Genomic DNA, 24,934 nt, shown 5'->3' with positions numbered 1-24,934 from the left:
GAAACGATAAAACGTTATTAGATTATAAAATATCGATTTAATTATATTGGAAGTTTTGAATTTTCTTTCTTTTGAAAGTAAATTACACTCGTTGTAAACACTAACTTTTATGGAAAATACTTCGGCAAGAAACATGTGGGGAGATTATTTGGACAAACATCTAGAAGATGCATTCCACGAAGCCCCCAAGACCATGCATTTTTATGATAACGAACAAGATGCCAACAATTGTGCCGATTTAACGAAAAAAGGTATTAAAAAGGCCTTTTCCAGTTCTTTATTGGGTATACAGCATAGAAAAGAGAAATTGCCCAAAATAGGAGACTTTATAGTAATTACAAATTGGGAGGGAGAAGCACAATGTATCATTCAATTAACATCGGTAACATTACGACCTTACTTTAGTATTAACGAATCATATGCCGAAAAAGAAGGTGAAGGGGATAAAAGTCTTGCCTATTGGAAAAAGGTGCATTGGGAATACTACACCAGAGAACTAGGGTCTTTTGGACGCGAACCAAGAGATAGTATGATCATTGTTTGCCAAGAATTTAAAAAGGTATTTTAAAATAAAAAAGGGCGTTTAAACGCCCTTTTTTTATTACTTACTATTTGTTCGACCTTAGTCTTCTAAGGCGACCCATGTATTACCGTTCTTATTGGATTCTACGGTAGACACAATAAAGTCCATACCCCTTACACCATCAACAATGGTCGGAAACTCGCCATCATTGTATTTTTCTCCCCTTATAGCACGTGCAGCGCCTAAGTAAATATTGGCCATAGAATCAAAAATACCTTCTGGGTGTCCTGCAGGTAACTTAGTACCGTCCAATGACAGTTCAGAGTTATAGGCATGCCCTGGTTTGTATATCTGTACCGGCTCGGTATCACTTAATTTATATAGGAAATTCGGATTTTCTTGCTCCCATCTAAAAGCTCCTTTTTCTCCATAAATAGCGATGGCAAGGCCATTTTCTTCTCCTGTTGCGACTTGGCTACCACGAATAACCCCTTTTACATGGTCTCCCATTCTAATAAGTACGGTACCGTCCACATCCATTTGGTTGTCATCGTAAAGGTAATTAAAATCGCAAAGAACAGATTTTACTTTTAACCCCGTAGTATACTCTACCATATTAAAGGCATGTACCCCAATATCACCCATACAAGAACTAATACCAGCCTTTTTGGGGTCTAGGCGCCATACAGAATTACGTTTGTCCTTATCATGGATTATTTCGTTTATCCAGCCTTGATAATACCGTGCATCTACCTTATGGATCTTACCAATTTCGCCGGCTTTTATCATTTCTCTCATCTGCCGTACCATAGGATACCCTGTATAAGTATGTGTCAGGGCAAAGACGGCACCTGATTTTTGCTGGGCCTCCAACAAAATCTTGGCCTCTTCCAAAGTTGTGGTCATAGGTTTTTCACAAATCACATGAAAACCGTTGTCCAACAATTTTTTGGCCATTGGAAAATGCAAAAAATTAGGCGTAAGAACAGAACACACCTGTATACGTTCATCTTCAGGCAATTTCAATTCTTCCTCTACAAGGGTATCAAAATCTTTATATATTCTATCTAAAGGAACATCTATCTCTTTGGCAAAATCTAAATTCTTTTCATAATCAGGATTGAATACCGCACCCGTTATCTGGTAATTATCGTTTATTTGTGAAGCTACCCTGTGTAAAACCCCGATAAGGGAATCTCCTCCTCCTCCTAATATTCCTAATCTAATCTTCTTTGGCATGTTGTAATCTTATTTTTAAGTTTTATCAAGTTTTCAATTTATAAAAATTCTAAGACTTATAGTCTATTTTTTCTTTTTTGAACAAAAGCAAAAACAAAATCAAAACTATAAATGCAAAACCGGCCGGATACAACCAAATAATGTCCCAAACGTGAGTACCATCACTCAACAAATAGCTATTTGAAATGTTACCGGCGATCCAAAATCCTATTAACATCCCCACGCCATAGGTCGCCAAGGTAATAAGCCCTTGGGCCGAACTTTTAAATTTCTCTCCGGCCTTACTATCTGTGTATATCTGACCGGAAACGAAGAAAAAGTCATAACAGATACCATGCAGGGCAATACCCAGCAACAACATAAAACTAAGCTCTCCGACATTACCGTAGGCAAACAAAATATACCGGACCACCCAGGCCAACATGGCAACCATTATGGTTTTTTTAAATCCGAATTTGGTAAAAAAGTAAGGCAGCAAAAGCATGAATAGAATTTCGGAAATCTGCCCTAGCGTCATTTTTCCTGTGGGGTTCTGCATTCCTATTTCCACCAAGAAAGGGTTGGCATTCTGGTAATAGAAGGCCAGCGGTATACATATCAACACAGAAGAAATAAAGAAAACAAGAAAATTCTTGTCCTTAAACAATTTTAAGGCATCCAAACCTAAAATTTCCTGCAGGTTCAATTTCTCGGAACTTGTTGCCCTAGGTGGTGTTTTAGGCAATGTAAAGCTAAACACGCCCAATACCAAAGAAGCAATGGCAGTCATTAAAAAGGTGTTCTTTAAAAGACCGTTGGAGATACCGACATCCGAATCCCATTTAAACAAATAACTGATCAGCAAGCCCGCGATTATCCATCCCAAGGTACCAAAGACCCGTATAACAGAAAACTCTTTGGCCGGATTGTTCATTTGGTTAAATGAAACCGAATTCACCAATGCCAGCGTCGGCATATATAATATCATATAACCCAATACATAAGGATAAAAAACACTAAAAGATTCAGTGCCGTACATAAGGTATAATAACACGCCACCCAACAGGTGTAAAACACCCAAAATTCTTTCCGCATTAAAATACCTATCGGCTATGAGACCTATAATAAAAGGAGCTATAATAGCTCCCCATGATTGTGTAGAAAATGCCAAGGCGATTTCACCGTCCGAGGCCTGTATATTATTACCTAAAAAGGTACCAAGGGTTACGAACCAACCTCCCCATATAAAAAATTCCAAGAACATCATAACACATAATTGTGCTCTTACTCCAATACTCATAATCTATTTATCTTTTATAAAAAATATAATCCATAACAATGGGGTCGACCCCATTGTTTCTAAAATCTGTTAAAATTTGCCCTCTATGGGCTGTTGAATGATTTATAATATGAAAGAGCATGTCCTGTAAGGTATTGGTAAACAGCCTACCTTTAGAATTCTCATAGTCGATACGTTTATCGAATTCATCTGCATTTGTAGTTATTTCAAATGAATTTCTTTGGTTTTCATAATGTATATCGGACCAATCTTTAATGTCATGTTTTTGCCATACATCATATTCCGAAGGTTTTCCCAAAATTCTTGAGTTCCATATATGATGTGCGTTTAGAATGTGACTAAAAAGCTCCTGACTTTTTTCAGGAGCTTTACCTAGTTTAACACACTCGTCTATAATTTTCTTGTTACAATAAAAATTGTAGTCGAACAATTCATTAAAGAATACTTTCATAACAAATCAAAGCTTTACTAAACAACTGCTTTAGCCGCTTTTAACAATAAATCACGTGTAGCTTTTATGCCTTCTTCTTCGCTAAGTTCTTTTCCTTCATATTCTACACCAATAAAACCGGTATACCCGGCATCTTTCACCATCTGCAACATCTTAACATAATCTATCTCTACCTCGTTGCCTTCTGCGTCGAAAACGTTGGATTTAGCACTTACCGCCTTTGCATACGGCATCAGCTCTTTAACACCTTTGTATTTGTCGTACATTACCTCACAGTCCCAACTATCGGGTTTTCTTGTGATACAGAAATTACCGAAATCGGGCAATGTACCGCAGTTATCCATATCTACCATCGCCATTACCTCAGCATGCAAGGCCCCGTTAGAAGAAAGACCTCCATGATTTTCAACCAAAATATTAATGTTCTTTTCTTTTGCATAGGTAGCTAGTTTTGTGAGTCCGTCAACAGAATTCTTCTTCCATTCCTCGGGATCGTTACTACCGTTTAGGTTTACACGTATAGAGTGGCAACCCATCGCTGCAGCTGCATCTACCCATTTTTTATGTTTTTCTACCGTTTCGTTTCTTTCTGCCTCATCACTAACAGCCAAATTCCCCTGCCCATCGATCATGATCAAAACATTTTTCATTCCATGCTTTTTCGCTTCGGCATTGGATTTTTCTACAAATGCGGCCATAGCTTCTTCAGAATAATTGGCGTCCGACAGTTCGGGGTTGTATAATTGACTAACATATTCTAACCCTGTAAATCCCCAATTTTTAGCCTTTTCAGCAAAGGTATATGGATCCACGCCTTCTTCCCTGATCATTCTATGAATAGACCATTGGGCCAATGACAATTCAAAAAACGGCTTGGCCAATTCAGTGGCCCCTTCCGCTTCCACGGCATTTTTATTTTCCTTTTTAGCCTCTTTACATGCATAGGTACCCAAAAATGATACCCCTACACCGGCAACGGCGGTCTTTCTAATAAAATTTCTTCTTTTCATTTAATCGCTGGTTATTCTATTTGTTAACTAATTGATTTAATTTTATTTATCCTTCTTTTTCTATGAATTTTAAACACAACAAACATCTATAATGATGTCATATTCGCAAGAAGAATAAAGAATAAATGTATAGAATTAATTTAATATTTAATAAATTTAGGGAATAAACAGTTTCTATGAGCAAATTTTATTATAACGAAGAACAAGAATCGTATGATGCGATTGTTGTCGGAACAGGTATTAGCGGAGGATGGGCCGCTAAAGAATTATGTGAAAACGGATTGAAGACCCTTGTTCTCGAAAGGGGAAGGATGGTGAAGCATATCGATGATTATGTCACGGCCAACAAAGACCCTTGGGATTTTCCTAACGGTGGCGTTGCTACTAAAGAAATCATAGAGAAGCAGCCCAAACAACACAGAACCGGCTATACGACCAACCAAGCCAGCCATATGTGGTTCGTAAACGATTTGGAACATCCTTATAATGAAATAAGACGTTTCGATTGGATGCGCGGTTACCACGTTGGAGGACGATCGTTACAATGGGGTCGCCAAAGTTATCGTTGGAGCGATATCGACTTTACCGCAAACCAAAGAGATGGCATTGCCGTAGACTGGCCCGTTAGATATAAGGATATTGCCCCATGGTACTCCAAAGTAGAAAATTTTATCGGGGTTAGTGGAGAAGCACTTAATCTTCCTCAATTACCGGACAGTGATTTTCTTCCGCCTATGGATCTGAACTGTGTAGAAGACCACTTTAAGAACAAGGTAATGGAATCCTTTGATGACCGAGCCGTTACCGTGGGCCGAGTAGCCCATATTACGGGAGATAAAACTTTCGACGGAAGAACAAAATGTCAATTTAGAAACAGATGTATCAGAGGTTGTCCTTTTGGAGGTTATTTCAGTAGTCTTTCCTCTACACTTCCGGCTGCGGAAGCTACCGGAAACATGACCCTTAGACCAGATTCTATAGTACATGAAGTAATATACGACCCAGATACTAAAAAAGCTACGGGGGTAAGAGTAATAGATAGGGTGACCAAAGAAAAATACGAGTTCAAGGCCAAGGTAATTTTCCTTTGCGCCTCTGCGATCGCCTCTACATCTATCTTAATGCAATCAAGATCTGACCGTTTCCCTAATGGTATGGGCAACGATTCCGATCAATTGGGCCGTAACATCATGGACCACCACTTAGGGGTAGGTGCCAGTGGTGTATTTGAAGGCTATGACGACAAATATTACAAAGGCAGAAGACCGAATGGTGTCTATATTCCAAGATTTAGAAACCTTGGTGGTTCTTCAAACAGAAAAGACTATAAACGTGGATTCGGTTACCAAGGAGGTGCCAGTAGGGGCAACTGGGAAGAAACGGTTGCAGAGCTTGCCTATGGAAAAGACCTGAAAGAGAATATTTTGAAGCCCGGAGGATGGCGAATGGGTATTGGCGGGTTTGGTGAGGTACTCCCTTATCAAGACAATCGATTCACCCTTGATTACGACAAACTTGATCAATGGGGCCTACCTACCGTTACTTTTGATGCAGATCTTCAAGAAAACGAATTCAACATGCGTAAAGACATGCAGGAATCTGCTGTTGAAATGTTGGAAAAAGCCGGATTCAAAGATGTAAAAGGACATGATGGACCAACTGGCCTTGGTCTTGGAATTCATGAAATGGGTACTGCAAGAATGGGTAGAGACAGAAAAACATCTGTACTAAACGGACATAATCAATTACACGATGTACCTAATGTATATGTTACCGATGGATCGTTTATGACCTCTTCTAGCTGCGTAAACCCATCATTGACCTATATGGCCTTTACGGCTAGAGCGGCAAACCACGCAGTTCAAGAACTTAAAAAAGGAAATATATAATGGATAGAAGAAAAGCACTCAAAAATATGGGACTTGCCATGGGATATACCGTGGCGACTCCTACCCTTATAAGTATCATGCAAAGTTGTAAGGGGGAAACCGTTGCCCAATGGACGCCTGAATTTTTTACGCAGGCCGAAGGCAGCGTTATTACCAAACTGGTGGATATCATCATCCCCAAGACCGATACGCTTTCAGCATCAGAGGTACAGGTGGATCTTTTTATCGACAAGTTTTCCCAAGATGTTATGGAAAAAGAAAATCAGGATTTCTTTAAAATGACCATGGGCAAATTTATAGACAAGGCGTTAAAAGATTCTGGAAAAGAAAATGCACAGGATCTTACTCCTGAAGATCTAGAACCTGTCTTGGCAAGTGCCCTTAAAACTTCTAAAGATGATCAGGCCAAAATGTTCGAATCCATAACCACCTATAATGAGGCGATAGCAGAAGGAAAATCTGCTACATTAGATGACGGAACCGCTCGTTTTGCCTTTGCAAACAATCTACGAGGCCTAACAATTTGGGGGTATAAAACCTCTGAATATGTAGGAGAAGAGGTTTTGGCCTATCTTCCCGTTCCAGGAGAATATATTGGTTGTGGAGATGCCCAAGAACTTTCCCAAGGAAAAGCTTGGTCTCTGTAAACAAGAATAATAAACACATGTACAATAAAGAGTTAAAGGCAGGTAATCACCTCCTTTAACTCTTTTGCTTTGCACAAAAAACAAAACCAATAACCTCTTATTCAACAACCATATGAAAAGAAGAAGTTTTATTCAAAAATCTGCTCTTACAGGAGGAGCCCTATCATTCGGGGGAGCACTGAGCTTTGCCCATGAAACCAGAAAGATATCAGAACCCCATAAGTTTAATTTAAAATATGCACCTCATCTGGGCATGTTCAAAGAGCTGGCCGGAAAAGACCCCATTGACCAGATTAACTTTATGGCCGACCAAGGTTTTACCGCCTTTGAGGATAACGGAATGATGAAAAGAGATGTTGCCATGCAGACCAAAATTGGCGAAACCCTTGCAAAACGAGGAATGACCATGGGTGTTTTTGTAATTGACAAAGGCGGCAACATGGCCAATACCTTGGCCGCTGGAAAAAAAGAAAATATTGATATATTCTTAGATGGCTGCAAACGTGCCGTTGAAGTTGCAAAAAGGGTCAATGCCAAATGGATGACCGTTGTACCTGGTGCGTTTGAAAGAAGTTTGCCCATTGGTGTACAAGATGGCAATGTTATCGAGGCCTTAAAAAGAGGCGCGGAAATCTTGGAACCCCATGGCCTTACCATGGTATTGGAACCCCTTTCCGATTCACCCGACCTGTACTTACAAAATTCAGACCAGACCTATATGATATGCAAGGGAGTTGACAGTCCCGCATGTAAAATCTTGTTCGATATATACCATATGCAGAAGACCGAAGGCCACCTGATCCATAACATGGATCTTACTTGGGACGAAATTGGATACATACAGATAGGTGACAACCCTGGGCGCAAAGAACCAACAACGGGTGAGATCAACTACAAAAATGTACTCAAATGGATTTACGAAAAAGGATTCGAAGGAGTTCTAGGTATGGAGCACGGTAATTCTAAAACAGGTAAAGAAGGAGAACAGGCGGTTATAGATGCCTATATAAATGTAGACAGCTTCCTTTAAACTTAAGGTAAAAGCCAAAAATAACCGGTACTTTATAAAACCTAGCCTTGTTGTATACGCCTTTATTATGGTATTCAAGGCTGGGTAAAAGGTGTATTTCATCGAAAAAAAGGATTTTTACCAACAAAACACTATATAAAATGTAAGAATTATACTACTTTTTCGTTTCTTTGGTATATGTACTCATATCTATACCTACTTATCGCATACGTGGCACTATTTTGTACCTCCAAAATATGTTATCATTATTATAAAAAGAAGCTAAACTATACTAGCAGACCGAAAAAGACGAATTCTGTCGTTAACAGGTTAAATCCCATAAAAACATTTTTATGGAACCTAACCCATATTAACGACCTTATTAAACACTAACAAATAACTCCATCATTTAATAGATCATTGCGCAGCACCGTATAATGTAATGCGACTACATAAAGTGTCGTGCAATGTTAATCACAACCTTCCCTGTCAACCTCTGCCTTTGCTTCTTTAATGGCTTGATCATATTCTGCCTTATTGGTACCAGGTACACAATCGGCCATACCCTTTAAAGAATCAAGATAGTCCTTAGCGGCCTCTTTATATCTATTGCAATTTTCATCGGTAGGGTTATCGGAATACGCCTGAGCCGCAGCCTCCCATTCTGTCAACTCATCTAAAATATTATCTGTCCACACGGCACCTCCAAAACAACCGCCTAATGGGTTTATGGCATCTTCCTTGCCACATCCCATAAGCATCAATGCCGATACACCGCAAACCATTATAGCTTTTTTTACTCGATTTTTTCTTAAGGTTTTCATCATTCTAAATTTTAATATTGGTTAAAACAAAACTTTATCTCTTTTTACACTTAACTATACTCTTTTATAGGCCGTAAAACCCGATCTTAGGTAAGCCCGCTAATATCATTACCAAGGCCATAATCATCATCACTAAAAAAACCAATGCCATACTGTCTATCTTTTTTTGCACCATTTCCATATTCTTTAATTGTTCAATTTATTTTTCTCTCGATTACAAATCGAAACTATGAAACCATACACTAAACAGGTACAACGTATGTAACCAACCATGCCACAAATGCGCCAAAAAACATAAAAACTTGTTTATCAACAATCTATAGTATCAAAAAACATAATATTGAGGGCTATTTGACAAGGGCCAACACAAGTTAACCCATAACAAATGCCTTTATTTACGGCACTTGTCATAAGTGGTTAAACCCAAAACCCTAAAAATTGTTTAGAAAAGAAAATACAGACCATTAATCTGTCATCTTCACAAAATAATAGGTGTTTACATGTATCTATTTTCCGTTCATAATCTATAGACCGCATTCTTAGAGGACTTAACCCTTAACATCTGAACAGGTTATATATTCCATTATTAACATCTATGGAAAGGCAAAAACATATGCGGCCTCTGAACTTAGTATTCCTATTAAAAAAAGCCAAAGCGACATATCGCCTTGGCCTTAAGAATACAGAAGTAATTGCAAAAAATACGACCCCCAATGCTTCATAAATGAAAATGCCCACCAAGCGCTAATTAAGGTAGTTCCCCCGAAACCTTTTATTAGTCTTGCAACTTAACAGTTACCTGTCAATGCTACTTTTTTGGCGCTCAAAACATTGGCCAGAATATGTATATATTCTTTGGGCCGTACATTATTTATAGGTATCAAAGTTGTCTGTAACCCTGATGGTCATTCCTATCTCATTTACCAGTGTTACGTCCATATATCCTTTAACACCTTTAATATTCAATTCATTGATTTGTATAAACCCTTTTTTGGCAAAAAATGGCTTCTCTCCGAGCTTATTTACATTGGCCACTCCAAAAACTCCGTCAAAATTATTTATAAACCCTTCTATCTCATTTATTGGATAAATACCCTTGGACAGTTCTTTGGATTCCCCTTTTTCAGAAATTAAAAATTCCATAGTCGCCTTTGAACTATCCTTTATATCCCCAAAGCTCAACATTAACGTATTGTAAAACCCACCTTCGTTCAATTTTTCATGATTCGTATGGTACTCCACTTTAGATGGATATGCAACATACGCTTTCAGGTCGCTTTCCGACAAATAGGTTTTATCGTATTCCAAGTCCACCAACCCAATTTCCTTCCCTGAATTGGAAATAAGCAAAAAAGGCAATAATCCCAACACAACAAACTTTGTAGTTTTAATAAAAAATTGGTACATCACTTTATCGAGATTATTATCTTATTTTTTTATGGTCATAAGACCCCTTTACATTTATAGTTTCCATAACAATTTCACCTTTATAGGGCTCTTTATTATTTCTACTTTCCAACTTGGCCGCTATAATTACCAAAAACAAAAAAACCACGAACATTATCAAACATCTTTTCATAATCATAATTAATTACAGACCTAACACATGTATGCTTTGTTTATTGAAAATTATTTACCCCTAAATTAAAGCAAGAATCAAATCGTAAATACTAACATGTATAATCTGCTGTTTTTTTTGTGTAAACGGAGAAACCCAAAAACAAACAGACGGAAAAACTCATCACCTTGTGCTACTTTTCTTATAAGAATCTGATTTTATTATATTTATACAACATTATATATATTTAATACCGATTATACTTGATTAGCTTCCATTGATACAAAAATCATATTTCGCTAATTGGTAAACTTTAATTTTGTTTAACTTCCCTTATTGTACAACATTCATATGTCTATGTTAGAAGCAGTTATAGTTGATGATGAAATAAAGGCCTTACAGAGCCTTTCTTGGGAACTCACAAATTTCAGTGAAGAAATAAATGTGACCGCTTCCTTCACCAATCCGTTCGAAGCACTGGAGTATCTAGAAATCAACACCCCAGATTGCTTGTTTTTAGATATTGAGATGCCCACAATGGACGGGTTTCAATTCATACAAAAACTGACGAACAAAAATTTTCCGGTTGTCATCACAACCGCTTACAACCAGTACGCGATCAAAGCATTGAAGAACGAAGCCATTGATTATTTACTAAAACCCATAGATACCGATGATCTTAAAGACACTATTGTAAAGATCAAAAAGTTCAATGCCAAAAATTTTACCGCAGAAAAATTAGAGCAGATCCTTATAAACTTCAACTCTCGCTCGGTAAACAAAAGAATTACCCTTAACACCGACGGAAAACTTCTTTTTCTTGAAAGCGATGAAATACTTTACGCGGAATCGGATGGAAACTATAGTACTATTTTTCTAACGGACGGCCAAAAAATAGTATTGACAAAAAAACTAAAAGAAGTAAATACGATACTCCCCGATGATTCCTTTTTCAGAATCCATAATTCTTACATCATTAACCTCAATAAGATCAAAGAATTTCTTAAGACAGATGGCTATGTCGTCTTAAAATCTAACCATAAAATTCCTGTTTCAAGACAAAAGAAATCGGACTTTTTAGATTTATTATGAGAAATTTATGGCATCGTATGAATCTCTGAAACCATTGTATTTAAACCCATCAAGATTATTCTTTTTTTGTAGAAGTATCATTGTCTCGATATTTTCTTTTTTCATATTTCAAAGTTCCTACTCACAAGAAGTTTCCCAAAACTTTAAACATTCGGTAGACAGCCTAATTATTGCCGCCCCGCTCACCTATTCTGAAATAGATAAAGTGCTGCGCCCATTTCGTAAGGATACAACCTTGATGAAATATGTTGTTAAAAGGTCTGAAATCAGACATTACCCCGAAGGTCAGATCTATGCCCTAAACCATATGGGTAGGGTATACCGGGATATTTCTCAATTTTCAAAAGCCTTAAAGTTTTTTCAAGAAGCATTACATATAGCCACAGAAGCCGATAATTTAGAATTTAGGGTCTATAGCCTTAATATGATCAGTGTTATATTCAGAAGAACGGATGCGATCAAATCGGCACTAGATTACAGTCAAGAAGCGTTAGAACTCGCCGAGACGGTAAAAAACCCTTCTAACGGTCTTAAACGAAGTATTAACGTATCACTGAACAGCATTGGAAACATATACCAATTGCTAGAACAATATGACCTTGCCATTGAAAAGTTTCAGCAGTCCATGAAATTGGAAAAAGAACTGAACAATATGCTTGGGCTGGCCATAAATTACCAAAATATCGGAGAATGTTATGAAGCACAGGCACAGTTAGAGCCGGCACTGGAAAACTTTGAAAAAAGCTTGGAATACAACGAAAAGATAAATTCTGAAAAAGGAAAGATCATATGTCAATATAGTATAGCCCATGTTTATGTGCATCAGAAAAAAACAGACGAGGCGTTAGAACTACTGACATCGGCCCTCGAAAGATCAAAGACTCTTGGGGATCAGGCAATCATCTCTACCGTATTGATCAACCTAGGTTGGGCCTACCTTAATGTTGGTGACTACACTTCGGCAGAAACTTATCTTACAGAAGGGTTATCCGTTGCTACAAAATATAATTTTCCTTCAGAAATTGCCGAAGCCAATAAGTTTTTATCCGAACTATGGATGAAAAAAGATGATTACAAAAAAGCCATGGTCTTTTATAAAGAATCGAAGAAATATGAAGACCAAGTAACCAACAACCTTAATTTAAGGTACGTAAACGACATGATCATACGGTACGAAGCAGAAAAACGTACAAACCAGTTAGAAACACTTGCAAAAGAAAACGAGGATGTTAGAACAAGGCTTCGCAAAAACAAGACCATGTTGCTCGTTATCGGTATTGGTCTGGCCTTGCTCACCGGTATTCTCTACATTCTATACAGGCAATACCAACTAAATAACGAAAAAAAACTTTTAACCTTGGAACAAACCATGCTTCGCAGCCAAATGAATCCGCATTTTTTGTTCAATTCGCTTAACTCAATTAAGCTATATATTATAAACAACGAAAAGAAAAACGCCGTTCATTATCTAAATAAGTTCTCTAAACTGGTACGTAAAATACTGGAAGCTTCCTCACAAAGAGAAATTTCGTTGGCCGAAGAGCTAGAAACCGTGGAGTTATATATGAACATTGAAAACATACGGTTTTCTAACGAAATAAACTTTAAGGTGAACATACACGATGATATAGATGTTCATGTAGTAAAAATACCATCGCTCATATTACAGCCTTTTTTAGAAAATGCCCTATGGCACGGTCTTTCTTCAAAGGAAGGGGAAAAAAACATTACCCTTGATATAAACAAGGGACCGGATGGTTTTATAAAAATAGCGATTACAGATGATGGTGTAGGACGTGATGCCGCAGAAAAAATAAAGAACAATAAAGTATTGAAACGAAAATCTGTAGGAATAGATATTACCAAAGAAAGGTTGGCCAACTTCTCAAAAGACTATGAAAACTCTTTTCAGGTAGAGATCATAGATATTTACGATAAGGACAACAAACCCTCGGGCACCAAAATTATGTTGCACATCCCTACGATTTAAGGTGTTCTTCAGCAACCTCTTCCAATTCCTTATACCAAGATTCCCCGAACTTTCTAATCAAAGCTTCTTTTACAAATTTGTAGATCGGCAACTTAAGTTCTTCCCCTAAGGCACAAGCTGGATCACAAATATGCCATTTATGATAGTTAACGGCAGTTAATTCTGTGTATTCCCGTATTCTGATAGGATACAAATGACAGGATACCGGTTTTTTCCAATCTATATCACCATTGTTATAAGCCTCCTCTATACCACATTTGGCAATATTCTTTTCGTCGAAAATAACATAAGCGCATTCACTACCTTCTATCAACGGTGTTTCCCATTCACCATCTTCCCCTTTTACAAAGGCCCCTTGATCCTCAATAACGGCAACGCCTTCGGGTCTCAGGTAAGGTTTTACCTTTGAGTAGATATCTACCATTATCTCCGTTTCCTCTTCTTCTAAAGGGGCACCGGCATCACCATCGATACAGCATGCTCCTTTGCATGCGTTAAGATTACAAACAAAATCGTTCTCTATAATTTCTTCAGAAACTATACTCTTACCTAACTGAAACATATTTTATTTTAAACCCGAAAGATACGTTATTTCTAAAATTGGGGTCGCAATAATATTCTACAAATAAACATCCAAAGACATATTTATAAACGTAGATTTGCAAAAATTTTTCAAATGACCCTTAATTTTGACTTAAGAGAGATTGCAACGGCCAGTATGGTATTATTTGCAGTTATTGATATTTTAGGAAGTATCCCTATCATTATTGGCTTACGAAAAAAGGTAGGCCACATACAATCTGAAAAAGCTTCCGTAGTGGCCGCCTGCATTATGGTCGCGTTTCTATTTTTAGGGGAAGAAATACTCGATTTAATTGGTATAGACGTTAATTCTTTTGCCGTAGCAGGTGCTTTTATTATTTTTTTCTTGGCCATTGAAATGATATTGGGCATTACTATCTACAAAGACGACGAGCCCGAAAGTGCTTCCATTGTACCCATAGCTTTTCCTTTAATAGCCGGTGCGGGTACATTGACTTCTATACTTTCTTTACGGGCCGAGTATAATGTTGAAAACATAATCATTGCCATCGTTATAAACATAATCTTTGTTTATATAGTTCTTAAGTCATCCACAAAACTGGAAAAAATTCTAGGAAAAAACGGTGTCAACGTAATCAGGAAGGTATTTGGCGTTATTCTAATGGCCATAGCCGTTAAATTGTTCGCCGCGAACATAAATGAGCTTTTTAACCAGTAAAAAAGAGCGTATTTTTGTACCTAATATCATAGGTTATGAATAAGACACTCTATATTATTTTGGTTGTAGTGGCAATTGCCCTTATCGCATATAACATTACATTGGTAGATTTCTCAGACCCTTTCGAGGGCAATAGTATTGTCGCCATTATAGGTATTATGGCTTCACTATGTGCCATAGTGTTGATCTTGATTTTTTATACCAGCAAAAAAATACAAAAAAATATAGACGAAGATTAGTTATTGGCGTGCATTGCCTCCTCTTGCCCAACCCCTAAAGAATCGCCATCCAACTCTCTGACCTTTATAAGCATAGGGTCGATGGCGCTTTTAATTTTTGCATGGGCATTTGCATCGAACAATTGCTCGGCCAATGCCGCCTTTAAGTATAGTTTTATACTAGCCTCGTAATCGTAAAAATCCATCTTTAAATCGCGATCTAGCGAGTAATTGACAAATTTTTCGAACAAATAGTCATCTACTTTATAGTAATCGATGAATTCCTCTTTGGTATAATCGGCATACATTTCCCTTTCCTTGTCAAGGTGTTCAAAGATAAAAAAGGACAAGAACCCTAAGTTGTCCATACTTTCAACGGCTTCTTCTTCATTTGTTCCAATAGGCACGAACACATCGGGAATAATTCCACCACCACCATAGACTACCTTTCCCTTTGGGGTCGTGTACTTTAAAGAATCGGCAACTTTGATGCTGTCTACCGAAATCATTTCACCGCTGTGGTAACGATCCATAAACCTTTGATAATAATCATCGTTACCGTTCGCATATGTTCTTTGAATACTTCTACCTGTAGGGGTATAGTACCTAGAAACCGTTAAACGAACCGCTGAACCATCTCCAAGGGCCATTTCTCGCTGTACAAGACCTTTTCCAAAAGACCTTCTTCCTACGATGGTTCCTATATCATTATCTTGTAATGCCCCTGCTATGATCTCACTGGCAGATGCAGAACGTTCGTTGATCAGCACATAAACGGGTTTGTCCTCAAAACTACCGTCGTCCGTTGCATACACCTTATCTATCTTTCCTTTTTTGTTTTTAGTAAAAAGAATAAGCTTTCCATCTTCCAAAAATTCATCGGCCATTTGTTCCGCTATACCCAAGTATCCACCAGGATTGTCCCTTAAATCCAAAACCAATTTCTTGGCTCCTTCTTTCTGTAATTCCCTCAATGCAGATTTAAATTCTTTATAGGTAGATTCCGCAAACCTGTTTACTTTAATATAACCCATATCATCAGCCAACATAAAGTAAGACTCTATACTCTTTATGGGTACTACGCCCCTATTTACCGTAACGGTAAACGTTTTATCTTCAGATTTTCTATAGACAGTTAATTTTACGGGACTCCCTTCTTTACCTTTAAGTTTATCGACTATAACCTCATTGGGCATTCTTTTGCCATATAAAGTATCATCATCGGCCATTAAAATTCTATCCCCAGGTTTGATACCTTTTGAAAAACTTGGCCCATCTTTAATGGCCCTTATTACGGCGATAGAATCATGATACGGATAAAAATTAACACCGATACCGACAAAATCACCTTTCATATTCTCTGAGACCCGGGTCATTTCCTCTTCTGGAATATAGACAGAATGGGGATCTAATTTTTCTAAGATGCTATTAACCGTTATATCTACGATACTATCGGTATTTACATCGTCTACATATTCATAATCTATATAATCTATAAGCCGATTAAGTTTGTCTTTTTTAGAATTGGTCGTAAAGAGTTTTTCTGGCGTATCATTGAAGTTCAGTTTACCTCCTAAGAAGATACCGAGCGCCAAAGCCATGGCTATTATGGTTGGTATTAGGTAACTGTACTTGTTCTTCATTGATTTTAAATTAAGACCTAATCGTCTATTTCGGGCATATACTCGATTTCTACCCCTGCCTTTTCTAAAAATTTAAGGCCGGAGTCATCTTTGTACCCAACTTGATATACTACACGTTTTATGCCAGCTTGATGAATTAGCTTACTACATTCCCTACAGGGCGAAAGTGTAATATACAAAGTGGCCCCTTCGCAAGATTGTGTAGAAGAAGCTACCTTTAAAATAGCATTTGCCTCGGCGTGCAAAACGTACCATTTGGTGTACCCTTCGTCATCTTCGCAATAGTTTTCAAAACCTGTAGGGGTACCGTTGTAACCATCTGAAATTATCATACGGTCCTTAACTATAATAGCACCTACCTGCTTTCGTTTACAATAGGACAATTTGCCCCATTCTTTGGCCATTCTTAAATAGGCCCTGTCATATTTCTGTTGTTTCGATTTATTCATCTCGGATGTGACATAAGCCACGGTTTATCTAATATACCTGCTTTCTGGCCCCTTTACAAAAGGATAGAGACATTTTTAACAACTCTCTACCAAGGAAACGTCTGATATAACAACGGTATTGTAATCAACAACACTATACTACTGGCCGCCCATACAAAAACAGGTTGTTTCACTTTTAAAATGGTTTGAACGATATAGGCAAGTATTAAAACTATCATTACGACCGTAACCTGAGAAATTTCGATTCCAGTAGCAAAACCTATAAGTGGGGTAACCTTTTCATCTTCCCCAGAAACCAACATTTTAAAATAGTTTGAAAACCCAAAACCATGGATCAGACCAAAAAAGGCGGTAGCGATCACATGCAGGCCTATACTCTTACTGCCCTCTAACATTTTTTGATACAGTATGTTAAAGATCGCCGTAAGAAATATGGTAACGGGAATCAAAAATTCTATAAGAGACACATCCATCACCACTATCTCATAAACCGACAGCATTAAAGAGAGACAGTGTGTAATGGTAAACACGGTAGCCAAAACAAGTACCTTTTTCCAACTTTTAAAGGTAAACGGTATGGCCAAGGCCGATAAAAACAAAATATGGTCGTATGCCCCAAGATCCAGAACATGATCCAGACCCATTTTTAAATAAAACCAAAAATCTTCCATAACAAACTTAAATTACATTCAATTTATTCCACGTTCTTTTTGAATGGTCTCATAGGCCAACTGCACCTGCTTAAACTTCTCTTCCGCGCCTTTTTTAATAGCTGCATCTTGCGTATTTACCCTATCTGGGTGATACTTTTTGGCCATAGACCTATAAGCTTTTTTAACCTCGTCGTTCGATGCGGACTTGTCTATCTCCAATATTTTATAGGCATTGTCGGCAGACTTTATGAACATTGCCTTTATACTTTCAAAATCGTTCGAAGAAACCCTTAAGTAACCTGCGATTTCTTGAATTTTGTTTATCTCCGGAGCACTTACATTACCGTCTGCCTGTGCTATTCCGAACAAAAAATGTAGTAATTGCAATCTTACCTCATACCTTGTGCGCTGAGTTAAAAAAGAACATATCCGCTGCGCCGAAATTTCTCTTTTCTTATTTATCTCGTTAAATGTCCTAAAAATAGCATTGGCCTTGTCTTTGCCATAAGTGACAACAAAATACTGTCGCACATAATCCATTTCTTGTCGGCTTATTTGACCATCTGCTTTTATTACAATAGAACACAACGACAATAGATTGAGTTCAAAATCTGCAGGGGACACGTTAGGCCTGGTAAAATCCTTAAAAACAGTTTGTGCCTGACCGGAACCTGACCCAAACATACTATCTAAGACACTGCCGGCGAAAAATCCAAGAATGGCACCCGCAAGACCTCTAATAAAAAAGCCTATCAAGGCTCCTATCCATTTAATCATTTCACAATTTTGATATTTGCCAAAGATAAAATATTAACAAGAGATTATAGAACTAAGGAAAAGTTAAGGTACATAAAGAAATAGTTCTAATTGGTTATCTTTGTTAATCAGATTTTTAATTAAAAAAAAAGACTATGTATCCTGCGGAATTAGTAAAACCAATGAGAGACGACTTGGCTTCTGCCGGGTTCGAAGAATTATACACGGCCGAAGCGGTAGAAAAAGCTATTAAACAAGAAGGCACTACATTGGTAGTGGTAAATTCAGTTTGTGGTTGTGCCGCCGCCAATGCAAGGCCAGCTGCCAAAATGAGCTTACAGAACGAAAAAACTCCAGATCATGCGGTTACCGTGTTTGCAGGAGTAGACACCGAAGCGGTAAATGCAGCAAGAGATTTAATGGTTCCATTTCCTCCTTCTTCACCATCTATGGCGTTGTTCAAAAATGGAGAATTGGTACACATGATCGAGCGCCATCATATTGAAGGGAGACCTGCAGAAATGATCGCCGAAAATTTGATCCAGGCATATAACGAATTCTGTTAGGCATTTTGCTTCGATTATTTTAAAAGTTTATGACCGCTCGTAAAAGAGCGGTTTTTTATTTTTGCATTATGAGCAAGGTTTTATCATACGTCATTACACCTATTTTCTTTTTGGCCTTTGGTTTATGCTTGGCAATTTTTCACCCCTTACAATGGTTGGGCCTAAAACTATTTGGCTATATAGGTTTAAAAAGAGTGGTCAGTGTACTTAACTGGTCTTTAATGAGGTGTACCAATATATTAGGCACCACCTACAGATTCACCAATCCGTATACCATACCCGAAAACAGACCGTTGATCGTGGTTACCAACCATCAAAGTATGTACGACATACCCCCATTAATTTGGTACATGCGCAAACATCACCCCAAATTTGTCAGTAAAAAAGAACTCGGTAAAGGTATTCCAAGCGTATCTTTCAATTTGGTTCATGGGGGATCGGTCTTAATAGACAGAAAAGATGCCAAGGCTTCTCTAATGGAAATAGCAAAACTTGGTTCTTATATTGAAAAGCACAACAGAACAGCCGTTATTTTTCCGGAAGGCACAAGAAGTAGAGACGGTCATCCCAAGCCTTTTAAACCTATGGGACTTAAAATGTTATTAAAGAAAGCCCCTTCTGCCCTAATAGTCCCTATAAGCATCAACAATTCTTGGAAACTGGTCCGTTATGGAAAATTCCCCATGGGCCTTGGGGCCAAAGTATCTTTTGATGTACACGAACCTATAGAAAACAAAGGTAATATCGATGAATTAATAGCCAAAACAGAGGCTGCGGTAGTATCTGGAATAAATTCTTTTAAATGACAGACACAGCAATTGTCGAAAAAACCATCAATTTTGTAAAAGACACATTAAAACATGCCGAAGGTGGGCATGACTGGTTTCACATTCAACGTGTTTACAACAACTCGTTACTTATAGCAAAAAACGAAGAGGCAGACACCTTGGTGGTTAGTTTAGGAGCTTTGCTGCATGATATTGCCGATGCCAAATTCTATGATGGAGACGAAAAAATAGGGCCTAGGATGGCAACCGATTTTTTAACGTCCTTAAACGTTTCAAACGAAACAATAGACCATGTTGTAAAAATTATTGAGAACATCTCTTTTAAAAATAGTTTGGAGAGGGATAAAGAAAATTCTTTCTCCTCTAAAGAGCTAAAAATTGTTCAAGATGCAGACCGTTTAGATGCCATAGGGGCCATTGGTATCGCTAGGGCCTTTAACTATGGTGGTTTTAAGAACAGGCCTCTCTACAACCCTGAAATAGCTCCAAAACTAGACCTGACAAAAGAAGAATATAAAAAATCGGTAGCGCCGACCATCAACCACTTTTACGAAAAACTATTATTGCTAAAAGAAAAGATGAACACCGAAACCGGTAAAAAATTGGCAGAGCAACGCCATCAATATATGCTCAACTTTTTAGAACAATTTTATAAGGAATGGGACCCTTTAACACCTCAGCGTCCCTCATAAAAAAATAAGGGGAGTATGGTGTTCACCTTACCCCCCCGTAAAAACAATTTTATCCGTTTATTTTTTTTCTGGCAGACCTCTTGTCAACCATCCTCTTCTATTGGCCGTTGCTATAGCATAAGGGGTAATCCAAAACAAACCGAACGTATACAATATGCTATATGAGTATGCCCAAAAAGATTCTACGAAATTGTATCTTTTGGCGTAGAATATTACCGGGAACGTTGATAGTATTAAAATACTCAACAAAGTAGTGCTTACGAACAATAAAGGATGTGTAAGTACAAAGAACATCATAAACAATAAGAAAGGATAGCTCATTACAATTTTTGTAGCCTGACTGAAAAACAACAATCTAGTACCGCTTTTAGAGCCCTCCCTAAAGTTCTTGAATACATATTTCGACATCTCGATGTTCTCACGTACATTGCTTCTGCCCCATCTGATAAACATCTTATAAAGACCTTGATATTTTTCCGGCACATTGGTATATGCGTAGGCATTTCTCTGAAACAATACGTGATAGCCTTGTTTCAAGATCATATTTGTCATCGCACGGTCTTCACCAATATCTGAAGGTTGCCCCATAAATTTTTGGTTGATCCACTCTGGTAGGCAAGCAAAAACGGCCGTTCTACGATACGCGGCCAATGCCCCGGGTGTACATAGCACAGAGTTTAAACTACTTTCTGCCGAACGAACAAACTCAAAACTCAATACAAAACTTACATCCAGCATTTTTGGTATAAGTGCTTCTTTATTGTTCAATACACGAATATTACCGGCGACCGCACCACATTTTTCATTCGTCACAAACGGACTCACCAAATTTCTTAATGTATCTTTCTTAACAATAGAATCACTATCTACCGTTACGAACACATCTCCGGTACCCTCATTAAAACCACGGTAAAGGGCATGCCTTTTTCCTTTATTTTCGGGTTGCTGATAAATGGCCAACCTATCTCCCAACTTCTTTTTGGCCTCTTGCATCCAATACCAGGTATCGTCTTTACTACCATCGTCTATAGAAAGTAATTGAAGTTTCTCTTTAGGGAAATCGCTTTCCGCCAAACTCATTAAAGTGTCCCAAACCTGTTTCCCTTCGTTATAAGCGGGTACGATTACCGTACAGGTCGGCAATTCTTCGTCACTAACGGAAGAAATTGGCTTGTAACGAAAATATCTGTACAACGTATAAACAAAAAACCCTGCTTTGAACAGAAATAGAGAACCTGCAATGACCATAAAGATCATTCCGAACGTAGTGCTTCTTCTCTCTATATTAAATTGCTCATAATCGGTCTGTAAAACATACACGACATAAATAGAGGCCAACATTAAGACAAAGGTGCTTCCCATAACAAAAACTCCCCAAGCATTGGCATTTTCTAGAAACGATTGCACTCTTGATTTTAGCAAGAATCCGTTTTTAAAATTCGGTGAGATCTGATCGTCGTCTTCGTTCGATTTTTTCTGAAGTAATGGTGTGTTTACTGTTTTCATAAATATGTCCTATGGTGTTTTGTTCTAAAGGGTTATACGTTACCAAAGTATATTTGGATCATACCTTAAGACAATTTTAAACAATAGATGATTTCTTTACATAAATATGCATTTTAAGCATCCATAAAAGCCAACGACAACAGATTTCACAATACCTTATTTAAACAGTAATCAAAAGGGTCTTAAATTATTAATTCAATAAACATCGCCTATTTCTTTAATGAATTTCTATTTTTTGTACCTTAATCCCTTAGACCAAATACAATAATCATGCAACGTAGAAAATTTATCAAAAACGCCGCAACAGCATCGGCGGCATTTACCATTGTGCCCAGTTTTGTTATGGGCAAAACCCATGTTCCACCCAGTGACACCCTTTACATGGGGGCCTTTGGGGTCGGTGGTCGTGGAGCAGGTGTTATTCAAGGATTACACGAGACCAAAAAAGTAAAATTCGTTTCTTTCTGTGATGTAGACGACAGGCGAGCGGCAGAAACGTACAAAAAGTTTCCGGATGTAAATAGATATAAGGACTTTAGAAAAGTCTATGACAAGCAACTGAAAGATATCGATGCTATCATGGTTGCCACTCCAGATCATATGCACGCAAGTATTGCGCTCCCATTTATGCGGGCCAAAAAACATGCGTATGTTGAAAAACCCTTGACACATAATATAAACGAGGCCAGGATAATGACCAAGGTGGCCAAAGAAAACGGAATCATTTCGCAAATGGGCAACCAAGGAGCCTCTAGTGATGGTAGCCGTGAAGCAAAAGAATGGATAAAATCTGGAATTATAGGCAAGGTATACAAAGTAGATTGCTGGACAAACAGGCCCGTATGGCCACAAGGGGTACCCCTGCCCACGGGTAAAGATCGTATACCAAAAGGATTGGATTGGGATTTATGGTTGGGTACCGCGCAAATGAGAGATTACAACGATGCCTACCTTCCTTTTAAATGGAGAGGATTCTGGGATTTTGGCACAGGTGCCCTAGGCGATATGGGCTGTCATATCATGGAAACTCCTTTTAGTGTTTTAGACCTTGGTTATCCTACAGAGGCGGAAGCAAGTTGCACTACCAATTGGGTAGGTGATTTTGTTGAGGCCGACTATAGTGAATCTTGCCCTGCTTCTTCGATAGTAAGATTAAAATTCAATACCGCCGAGCACGGAGACGTAGCCCTTAACTGGTATGACGGTGGTTTACTGCCCGACCTGCCCGATGAGCTAAAAGACGGCGAAACTATTGGCGATAGTGGCGGTGGAAGTATTTTTTATGGTACAAGGGGCATTTTGGTTTGTGATACCTATTCTAGAAATGCAAGGTTATTGCCTTCTAGCACCATGGAGCTGTTGACCCCGCCAAAACCCTATCTAAAAAGAATAGAAGGTGATACGGGAGGACATCAGCGTAATTTTGTGGAAGGATGTTTGGAAGGAAAAGAAACCTCTTCTGATTTTAAACGCTCTGGTCCATTGACAGAAGCTGTTTTGATGGGTAACTTGGCCATAAAGGCATTCCAGTACAAAAAATTGAAACCAGGTAAAAAATTGGGCGATTGGGATCCTTTTGAATACCCGGGCCGTCGTAAAATTCTATGGGACGGTGATAACATGAAAGTAACCAATTGGGATAAAGCCAATGAATGGGTAAAAGGCAGTTACCGAAAAGGATGGGAACTAAGCTAACACCTTATAAAAGAAAATGCGATAAAAGCTACGACCTTGGTTGTAGCTTTTTTTGTTTCCCCCCTTGGCAAACCTTAATCAAATACTCAATTATTTAAAATAAACGCATTTGCCCCGTTTTATAAGCTTCATGAAGAGTCGTGTTCAACTTCGGATACTCCTTACCCATAAAATATCTATGTTTGGCCAAGCGGACCATATCATGTATCTGGGTTGCAATAATACCTTCTCCGCGGTTACGGATACCAAAACGACTATCGTTCAAAGATCCCCCATGGCATTCTTGTATCTGATGCAAAACCTTATCCGCTCTATTGGGCATGGTTTTTTTAATCCAATCTGTAAATATTTCGCCTATGGCCCCATTTAAACGCACAACCGTAAAGCCAAAGGACCTTGCCCCGTTTTCCGAAAAAGCTTTCGCCAAGTTCAATATTTCATGACTATTGATTCCGGGTATGATAGGTGCCAACATGGCATTTACAGGTATACCATTGTCAGAAAGTACTTTTATGGTTTCCAATCGCTTTTTAATGGTCGTAGTTCTAGGTTCCAAAATTCGCCTTGTTTCCTCACTCAAAGAAGTGACCGAAATATTGACACCCACTAACCTATGTTTGTTCAATTCGACAAGGAGGTCCAAATCCCTTAAAACGAGGGCATTTTTGGTTATGATACCCACGGGATGTCTGTACTTTAAGAAAACCTCTAGACAGGCGCGGGTTATTTCCATTTTTTTCTCCACAGGTTGATAGCAATCGGTATTTCCTGAAAGCACGATCGTACAAGCTTTCCAGTTTTTACTTTTTAGCTTTGCCTCCAATAATTTGGGAGCATCTTTTTTTACCAAGATCTTACGTTCAAAATCCAACCCGGCACTATAGCCCCAATATTCATGTGTATTTCTTGCATAGCAATAAATACAGCCATGTTCACACCCTTGGTAGGTATTCATGGAATACATCATACCTACATCGGCACTGGTGACCTTGTTGACGATGGTTTTAGGAAAAATGGGAATGTACTGCGTACGGTTATTATCTGCCTCTTCCCCTTCTATACGACAATATTCCAGAAAGTCGTTTCTGGTCTCATAAATGTCTCGAAGAAATCTATTAGGGGTGTTCTTTTGTGCCCCCCTTCCTTTTAAGGGGTTCTCGATATTCATTTTTATTGGATTTATTCCAAAAATATGG

Annotated in this window: 26 protein-coding genes; 12 read left to right on the top strand and 14 right to left on the bottom strand. The window is 38.2% G+C overall.

Annotated elements, in window-relative coordinates; translation table 11 throughout:
• Window positions 1-109: 109 nt before the first annotated feature.
• The gene (locus J8L85_RS03955; RefSeq protein ID WP_211014762.1) at window positions 110-568 is read left to right on the top strand and encodes an ASCH domain-containing protein; all 459 of its coding nucleotides are present in this window, start codon (window positions 110-112) and stop codon (window positions 566-568) included.
• 54 nt (window positions 569-622) lie between these two features.
• Here J8L85_RS03955 and J8L85_RS03950 read toward each other — a convergent pair whose 3' ends face one another.
• From J8L85_RS03950 to J8L85_RS03935, 4 genes are read right to left on the bottom strand one after another with little or no spacing between them, the layout of a single operon-like run.
• Window positions 623-1,762: a Gfo/Idh/MocA family oxidoreductase gene (locus tag J8L85_RS03950; protein WP_211014759.1), complete on the bottom strand. Its 1,140-nt coding sequence runs from the start codon at window positions 1,760-1,762 to the stop codon at window positions 623-625.
• A 49-nt stretch (window positions 1,763-1,811) separates the two neighbouring features.
• Window positions 1,812-3,041, bottom strand: coding sequence for an MFS transporter (locus tag J8L85_RS03945; protein ID WP_211014757.1), 1,230 nt, complete (start codon window positions 3,039-3,041; stop codon window positions 1,812-1,814).
• A 7-nt stretch (window positions 3,042-3,048) separates the two neighbouring features.
• A complete protein-coding gene (locus J8L85_RS03940; RefSeq protein ID WP_211014755.1) occupies window positions 3,049-3,492 on the bottom strand; it encodes a DinB family protein in 444 nt (147 codons plus the stop codon).
• Between the two features lie 17 nt (window positions 3,493-3,509).
• Entirely contained in the window at window positions 3,510-4,502 is a 993-nt protein-coding gene (locus tag J8L85_RS03935) for a sugar phosphate isomerase/epimerase family protein (RefSeq protein ID WP_211014753.1), read from the bottom strand.
• 176 nt (window positions 4,503-4,678) lie between these two features.
• Here J8L85_RS03935 and J8L85_RS03930 point away from each other — a divergent pair, with 176 nt between their 5' ends.
• The 3 genes from J8L85_RS03930 (at window position 4,679) to J8L85_RS03920 (ending at window position 8,068) form a co-directional block, all read left to right on the top strand.
• Window positions 4,679-6,391: a GMC family oxidoreductase gene (locus tag J8L85_RS03930; protein WP_211014751.1), complete on the top strand. Its 1,713-nt coding sequence runs from the start codon at window positions 4,679-4,681 to the stop codon at window positions 6,389-6,391.
• On the top strand, window positions 6,391-7,038 hold the full coding sequence (locus J8L85_RS03925) for a gluconate 2-dehydrogenase subunit 3 family protein (protein WP_211014749.1): 648 nt from the start codon (window positions 6,391-6,393) through the stop codon (window positions 7,036-7,038). Before J8L85_RS03930 ends, J8L85_RS03925 begins: the two co-directional genes overlap by 1 nt.
• A gap of 112 nt (window positions 7,039-7,150) precedes the next feature.
• Window positions 7,151-8,068, top strand: a complete 918-nt coding sequence (locus tag J8L85_RS03920) for a TIM barrel protein (protein ID WP_211014747.1) — start codon at window positions 7,151-7,153, stop codon at window positions 8,066-8,068.
• 449 nt (window positions 8,069-8,517) lie between these two features.
• On the opposite strand, the gene J8L85_RS03915 is transcribed toward J8L85_RS03920, so the two are convergent.
• The 3 genes from J8L85_RS03915 to J8L85_RS03905 form a co-directional block, all read right to left on the bottom strand.
• Window positions 8,518-8,874 carry a hypothetical protein gene (locus J8L85_RS03915; RefSeq protein WP_211014745.1) on the bottom strand — a complete coding sequence of 119 codons (357 nt, stop codon included), beginning with the start codon at window positions 8,872-8,874 and terminating at the stop codon, window positions 8,518-8,520.
• A gap of 864 nt (window positions 8,875-9,738) precedes the next feature.
• Window positions 9,739-10,242 (bottom strand): hypothetical protein, encoded by a 504-nt coding sequence (locus J8L85_RS03910; protein ID WP_211014743.1) that lies wholly within the window; start codon window positions 10,240-10,242, stop codon window positions 9,739-9,741.
• A 52-nt stretch (window positions 10,243-10,294) separates the two neighbouring features.
• Window positions 10,295-10,450: a hypothetical protein gene (locus tag J8L85_RS03905; RefSeq protein WP_211014741.1), complete on the bottom strand. Its 156-nt coding sequence runs from the start codon at window positions 10,448-10,450 to the stop codon at window positions 10,295-10,297.
• 336 nt (window positions 10,451-10,786) lie between these two features.
• Here J8L85_RS03905 and J8L85_RS03900 point away from each other — a divergent pair, with 336 nt between their 5' ends.
• Complete coding sequence (locus J8L85_RS03900) at window positions 10,787-11,521, top strand: LytTR family DNA-binding domain-containing protein (protein WP_211014739.1); 735 nt, start codon at window positions 10,787-10,789, stop codon at window positions 11,519-11,521.
• A gap of 7 nt (window positions 11,522-11,528) precedes the next feature.
• Window positions 11,529-13,511 carry a tetratricopeptide repeat protein gene (locus tag J8L85_RS03895; RefSeq protein ID WP_211014737.1) on the top strand — a complete coding sequence of 661 codons (1,983 nt, stop codon included), beginning with the start codon at window positions 11,529-11,531 and terminating at the stop codon, window positions 13,509-13,511.
• On the opposite strand, the gene J8L85_RS03890 is transcribed toward J8L85_RS03895, so the two are convergent.
• Window positions 13,501-14,073, bottom strand: a complete 573-nt coding sequence (locus tag J8L85_RS03890; RefSeq protein ID WP_211014735.1) for a DUF3109 family protein — start codon at window positions 14,071-14,073, stop codon at window positions 13,501-13,503. The genes J8L85_RS03895 and J8L85_RS03890 overlap by 11 nt on opposite strands.
• 114 nt (window positions 14,074-14,187) lie before the next feature.
• On the opposite strand from J8L85_RS03890, the gene J8L85_RS03885 reads away from it, so the two are divergent.
• Both J8L85_RS03885 and J8L85_RS03880 read left to right on the top strand, forming a co-directional pair.
• Window positions 14,188-14,772 (top strand): MarC family protein, encoded by a 585-nt coding sequence (locus J8L85_RS03885; protein WP_211014733.1) that lies wholly within the window; start codon window positions 14,188-14,190, stop codon window positions 14,770-14,772.
• Between the two features lie 35 nt (window positions 14,773-14,807).
• Window positions 14,808-15,011 carry a hypothetical protein gene (locus J8L85_RS03880; protein WP_211014730.1) on the top strand — a complete coding sequence of 68 codons (204 nt, stop codon included), beginning with the start codon at window positions 14,808-14,810 and terminating at the stop codon, window positions 15,009-15,011.
• Here J8L85_RS03880 and J8L85_RS03875 read toward each other — a convergent pair.
• The 4 genes from J8L85_RS03875 to J8L85_RS03860 form a co-directional block, all read right to left on the bottom strand.
• On the bottom strand, window positions 15,008-16,633 hold the full coding sequence (locus tag J8L85_RS03875) for a S41 family peptidase (protein ID WP_211014728.1): 1,626 nt from the start codon (window positions 16,631-16,633) through the stop codon (window positions 15,008-15,010). The genes J8L85_RS03880 and J8L85_RS03875 overlap by 4 nt on opposite strands.
• A 17-nt stretch (window positions 16,634-16,650) precedes the next feature.
• A complete protein-coding gene (locus J8L85_RS03870; RefSeq protein ID WP_211014726.1) occupies window positions 16,651-17,082 on the bottom strand; it encodes a dCMP deaminase family protein in 432 nt (143 codons plus the stop codon).
• A gap of 86 nt (window positions 17,083-17,168) precedes the next feature.
• Window positions 17,169-17,753 carry a HupE/UreJ family protein gene (locus tag J8L85_RS03865; protein ID WP_211014723.1) on the bottom strand — a complete coding sequence of 195 codons (585 nt, stop codon included), beginning with the start codon at window positions 17,751-17,753 and terminating at the stop codon, window positions 17,169-17,171.
• Between the two features lie 18 nt (window positions 17,754-17,771).
• A complete protein-coding gene (locus J8L85_RS03860; protein ID WP_211014721.1) occupies window positions 17,772-18,512 on the bottom strand; it encodes a TerB family tellurite resistance protein in 741 nt (246 codons plus the stop codon).
• Between the two features lie 134 nt (window positions 18,513-18,646).
• Between J8L85_RS03860 and J8L85_RS03855 the strand changes: the two genes are divergently transcribed.
• The 3 genes from J8L85_RS03855 to J8L85_RS03845 all read left to right on the top strand — a co-directional run bounded on the left by J8L85_RS03855 (window position 18,647) and on the right by J8L85_RS03845 (window position 20,537).
• Entirely contained in the window at window positions 18,647-19,057 is a 411-nt protein-coding gene (locus J8L85_RS03855) for a BrxA/BrxB family bacilliredoxin (RefSeq protein ID WP_211014719.1), read from the top strand.
• Window positions 19,058-19,125: 68 nt separating this feature from the next.
• On the top strand, window positions 19,126-19,863 hold the full coding sequence (locus J8L85_RS03850; RefSeq protein ID WP_211014717.1) for a lysophospholipid acyltransferase family protein: 738 nt from the start codon (window positions 19,126-19,128) through the stop codon (window positions 19,861-19,863).
• Complete coding sequence (locus J8L85_RS03845; RefSeq protein ID WP_211014714.1) at window positions 19,860-20,537, top strand: HD domain-containing protein; 678 nt, start codon at window positions 19,860-19,862, stop codon at window positions 20,535-20,537. Before J8L85_RS03850 ends, J8L85_RS03845 begins: the two co-directional genes overlap by 4 nt.
• 57 nt (window positions 20,538-20,594) lie before the next feature.
• Here the strand turns inward: J8L85_RS03845 and J8L85_RS03840 are convergent, their stop codons facing one another.
• Window positions 20,595-22,043 carry a glycosyltransferase family 2 protein gene (locus tag J8L85_RS03840; protein WP_211014712.1) on the bottom strand — a complete coding sequence of 483 codons (1,449 nt, stop codon included), beginning with the start codon at window positions 22,041-22,043 and terminating at the stop codon, window positions 20,595-20,597.
• Window positions 22,044-22,313: 270 nt separating this feature from the next.
• On the opposite strand from J8L85_RS03840, the gene J8L85_RS03835 reads away from it, so the two are divergent.
• The gene (locus J8L85_RS03835) at window positions 22,314-23,738 is read left to right on the top strand and encodes a Gfo/Idh/MocA family oxidoreductase (RefSeq protein ID WP_211014710.1); all 1,425 of its coding nucleotides are present in this window, start codon (window positions 22,314-22,316) and stop codon (window positions 23,736-23,738) included.
• A gap of 94 nt (window positions 23,739-23,832) precedes the next feature.
• On the opposite strand, the gene J8L85_RS03830 is transcribed toward J8L85_RS03835, so the two are convergent.
• Window positions 23,833-24,906: a PA0069 family radical SAM protein gene (locus J8L85_RS03830; protein ID WP_211014708.1), complete on the bottom strand. Its 1,074-nt coding sequence runs from the start codon at window positions 24,904-24,906 to the stop codon at window positions 23,833-23,835.
• Between the last annotated feature and the right edge of the window lie 28 nt (window positions 24,907-24,934).

Origin of the sequence: Maribacter sp. MMG018, assembly GCF_018100785.1 — a bacterium.
Lineage (GTDB): Bacteria > Bacteroidota > Bacteroidia > Flavobacteriales > Flavobacteriaceae > Maribacter.
The sequence above is the reverse complement of the archived record's forward strand: the minus strand, read 5'-3'. Positions and strand labels throughout refer to the sequence as shown.

Coding starts and splice junctions, on each gene's coding strand:
- J8L85_RS03830 (WP_211014708.1), bottom strand. CDS start 24,906: ATGAATATCGAGAACCCCTTAAAAGGAAGGGGGGCACAAAAGAACACC.
- J8L85_RS03950 (WP_211014759.1), bottom strand. CDS start 1,762: ATGCCAAAGAAGATTAGATTAGGAATATTAGGAGGAGGAGGAGATTCC.
- J8L85_RS03880 (WP_211014730.1), top strand. CDS start 14,808: ATGAATAAGACACTCTATATTATTTTGGTTGTAGTGGCAATTGCCCTT.
- J8L85_RS03890 (WP_211014735.1), bottom strand. CDS start 14,073: ATGTTTCAGTTAGGTAAGAGTATAGTTTCTGAAGAAATTATAGAGAAC.
- J8L85_RS03895 (WP_211014737.1), top strand. CDS start 11,529: ATGGCATCGTATGAATCTCTGAAACCATTGTATTTAAACCCATCAAGA.
- J8L85_RS03935 (WP_211014753.1), bottom strand. CDS start 4,502: ATGAAAAGAAGAAATTTTATTAGAAAGACCGCCGTTGCCGGTGTAGGG.
- J8L85_RS03855 (WP_211014719.1), top strand. CDS start 18,647: ATGTATCCTGCGGAATTAGTAAAACCAATGAGAGACGACTTGGCTTCT.
- J8L85_RS03885 (WP_211014733.1), top strand. CDS start 14,188: ATGACCCTTAATTTTGACTTAAGAGAGATTGCAACGGCCAGTATGGTA.
- J8L85_RS03840 (WP_211014712.1), bottom strand. CDS start 22,043: ATGAAAACAGTAAACACACCATTACTTCAGAAAAAATCGAACGAAGAC.
- J8L85_RS03940 (WP_211014755.1), bottom strand. CDS start 3,492: ATGAAAGTATTCTTTAATGAATTGTTCGACTACAATTTTTATTGTAAC.
- J8L85_RS03850 (WP_211014717.1), top strand. CDS start 19,126: ATGAGCAAGGTTTTATCATACGTCATTACACCTATTTTCTTTTTGGCC.
- J8L85_RS03955 (WP_211014762.1), top strand. CDS start 110: ATGGAAAATACTTCGGCAAGAAACATGTGGGGAGATTATTTGGACAAA.
- J8L85_RS03920 (WP_211014747.1), top strand. CDS start 7,151: ATGAAAAGAAGAAGTTTTATTCAAAAATCTGCTCTTACAGGAGGAGCC.
- J8L85_RS03900 (WP_211014739.1), top strand. CDS start 10,787: ATGTTAGAAGCAGTTATAGTTGATGATGAAATAAAGGCCTTACAGAGC.
- J8L85_RS03845 (WP_211014714.1), top strand. CDS start 19,860: ATGACAGACACAGCAATTGTCGAAAAAACCATCAATTTTGTAAAAGAC.
- J8L85_RS03930 (WP_211014751.1), top strand. CDS start 4,679: ATGAGCAAATTTTATTATAACGAAGAACAAGAATCGTATGATGCGATT.
- J8L85_RS03835 (WP_211014710.1), top strand. CDS start 22,314: ATGCAACGTAGAAAATTTATCAAAAACGCCGCAACAGCATCGGCGGCA.
- J8L85_RS03865 (WP_211014723.1), bottom strand. CDS start 17,753: ATGGAAGATTTTTGGTTTTATTTAAAAATGGGTCTGGATCATGTTCTG.
- J8L85_RS03945 (WP_211014757.1), bottom strand. CDS start 3,041: ATGAGTATTGGAGTAAGAGCACAATTATGTGTTATGATGTTCTTGGAA.
- J8L85_RS03905 (WP_211014741.1), bottom strand. CDS start 10,450: ATGAAAAGATGTTTGATAATGTTCGTGGTTTTTTTGTTTTTGGTAATT.
- J8L85_RS03870 (WP_211014726.1), bottom strand. CDS start 17,082: ATGAATAAATCGAAACAACAGAAATATGACAGGGCCTATTTAAGAATG.
- J8L85_RS03875 (WP_211014728.1), bottom strand. CDS start 16,633: ATGAAGAACAAGTACAGTTACCTAATACCAACCATAATAGCCATGGCT.
- J8L85_RS03860 (WP_211014721.1), bottom strand. CDS start 18,512: ATGATTAAATGGATAGGAGCCTTGATAGGCTTTTTTATTAGAGGTCTT.
- J8L85_RS03915 (WP_211014745.1), bottom strand. CDS start 8,874: ATGATGAAAACCTTAAGAAAAAATCGAGTAAAAAAAGCTATAATGGTT.
- J8L85_RS03925 (WP_211014749.1), top strand. CDS start 6,391: ATGGATAGAAGAAAAGCACTCAAAAATATGGGACTTGCCATGGGATAT.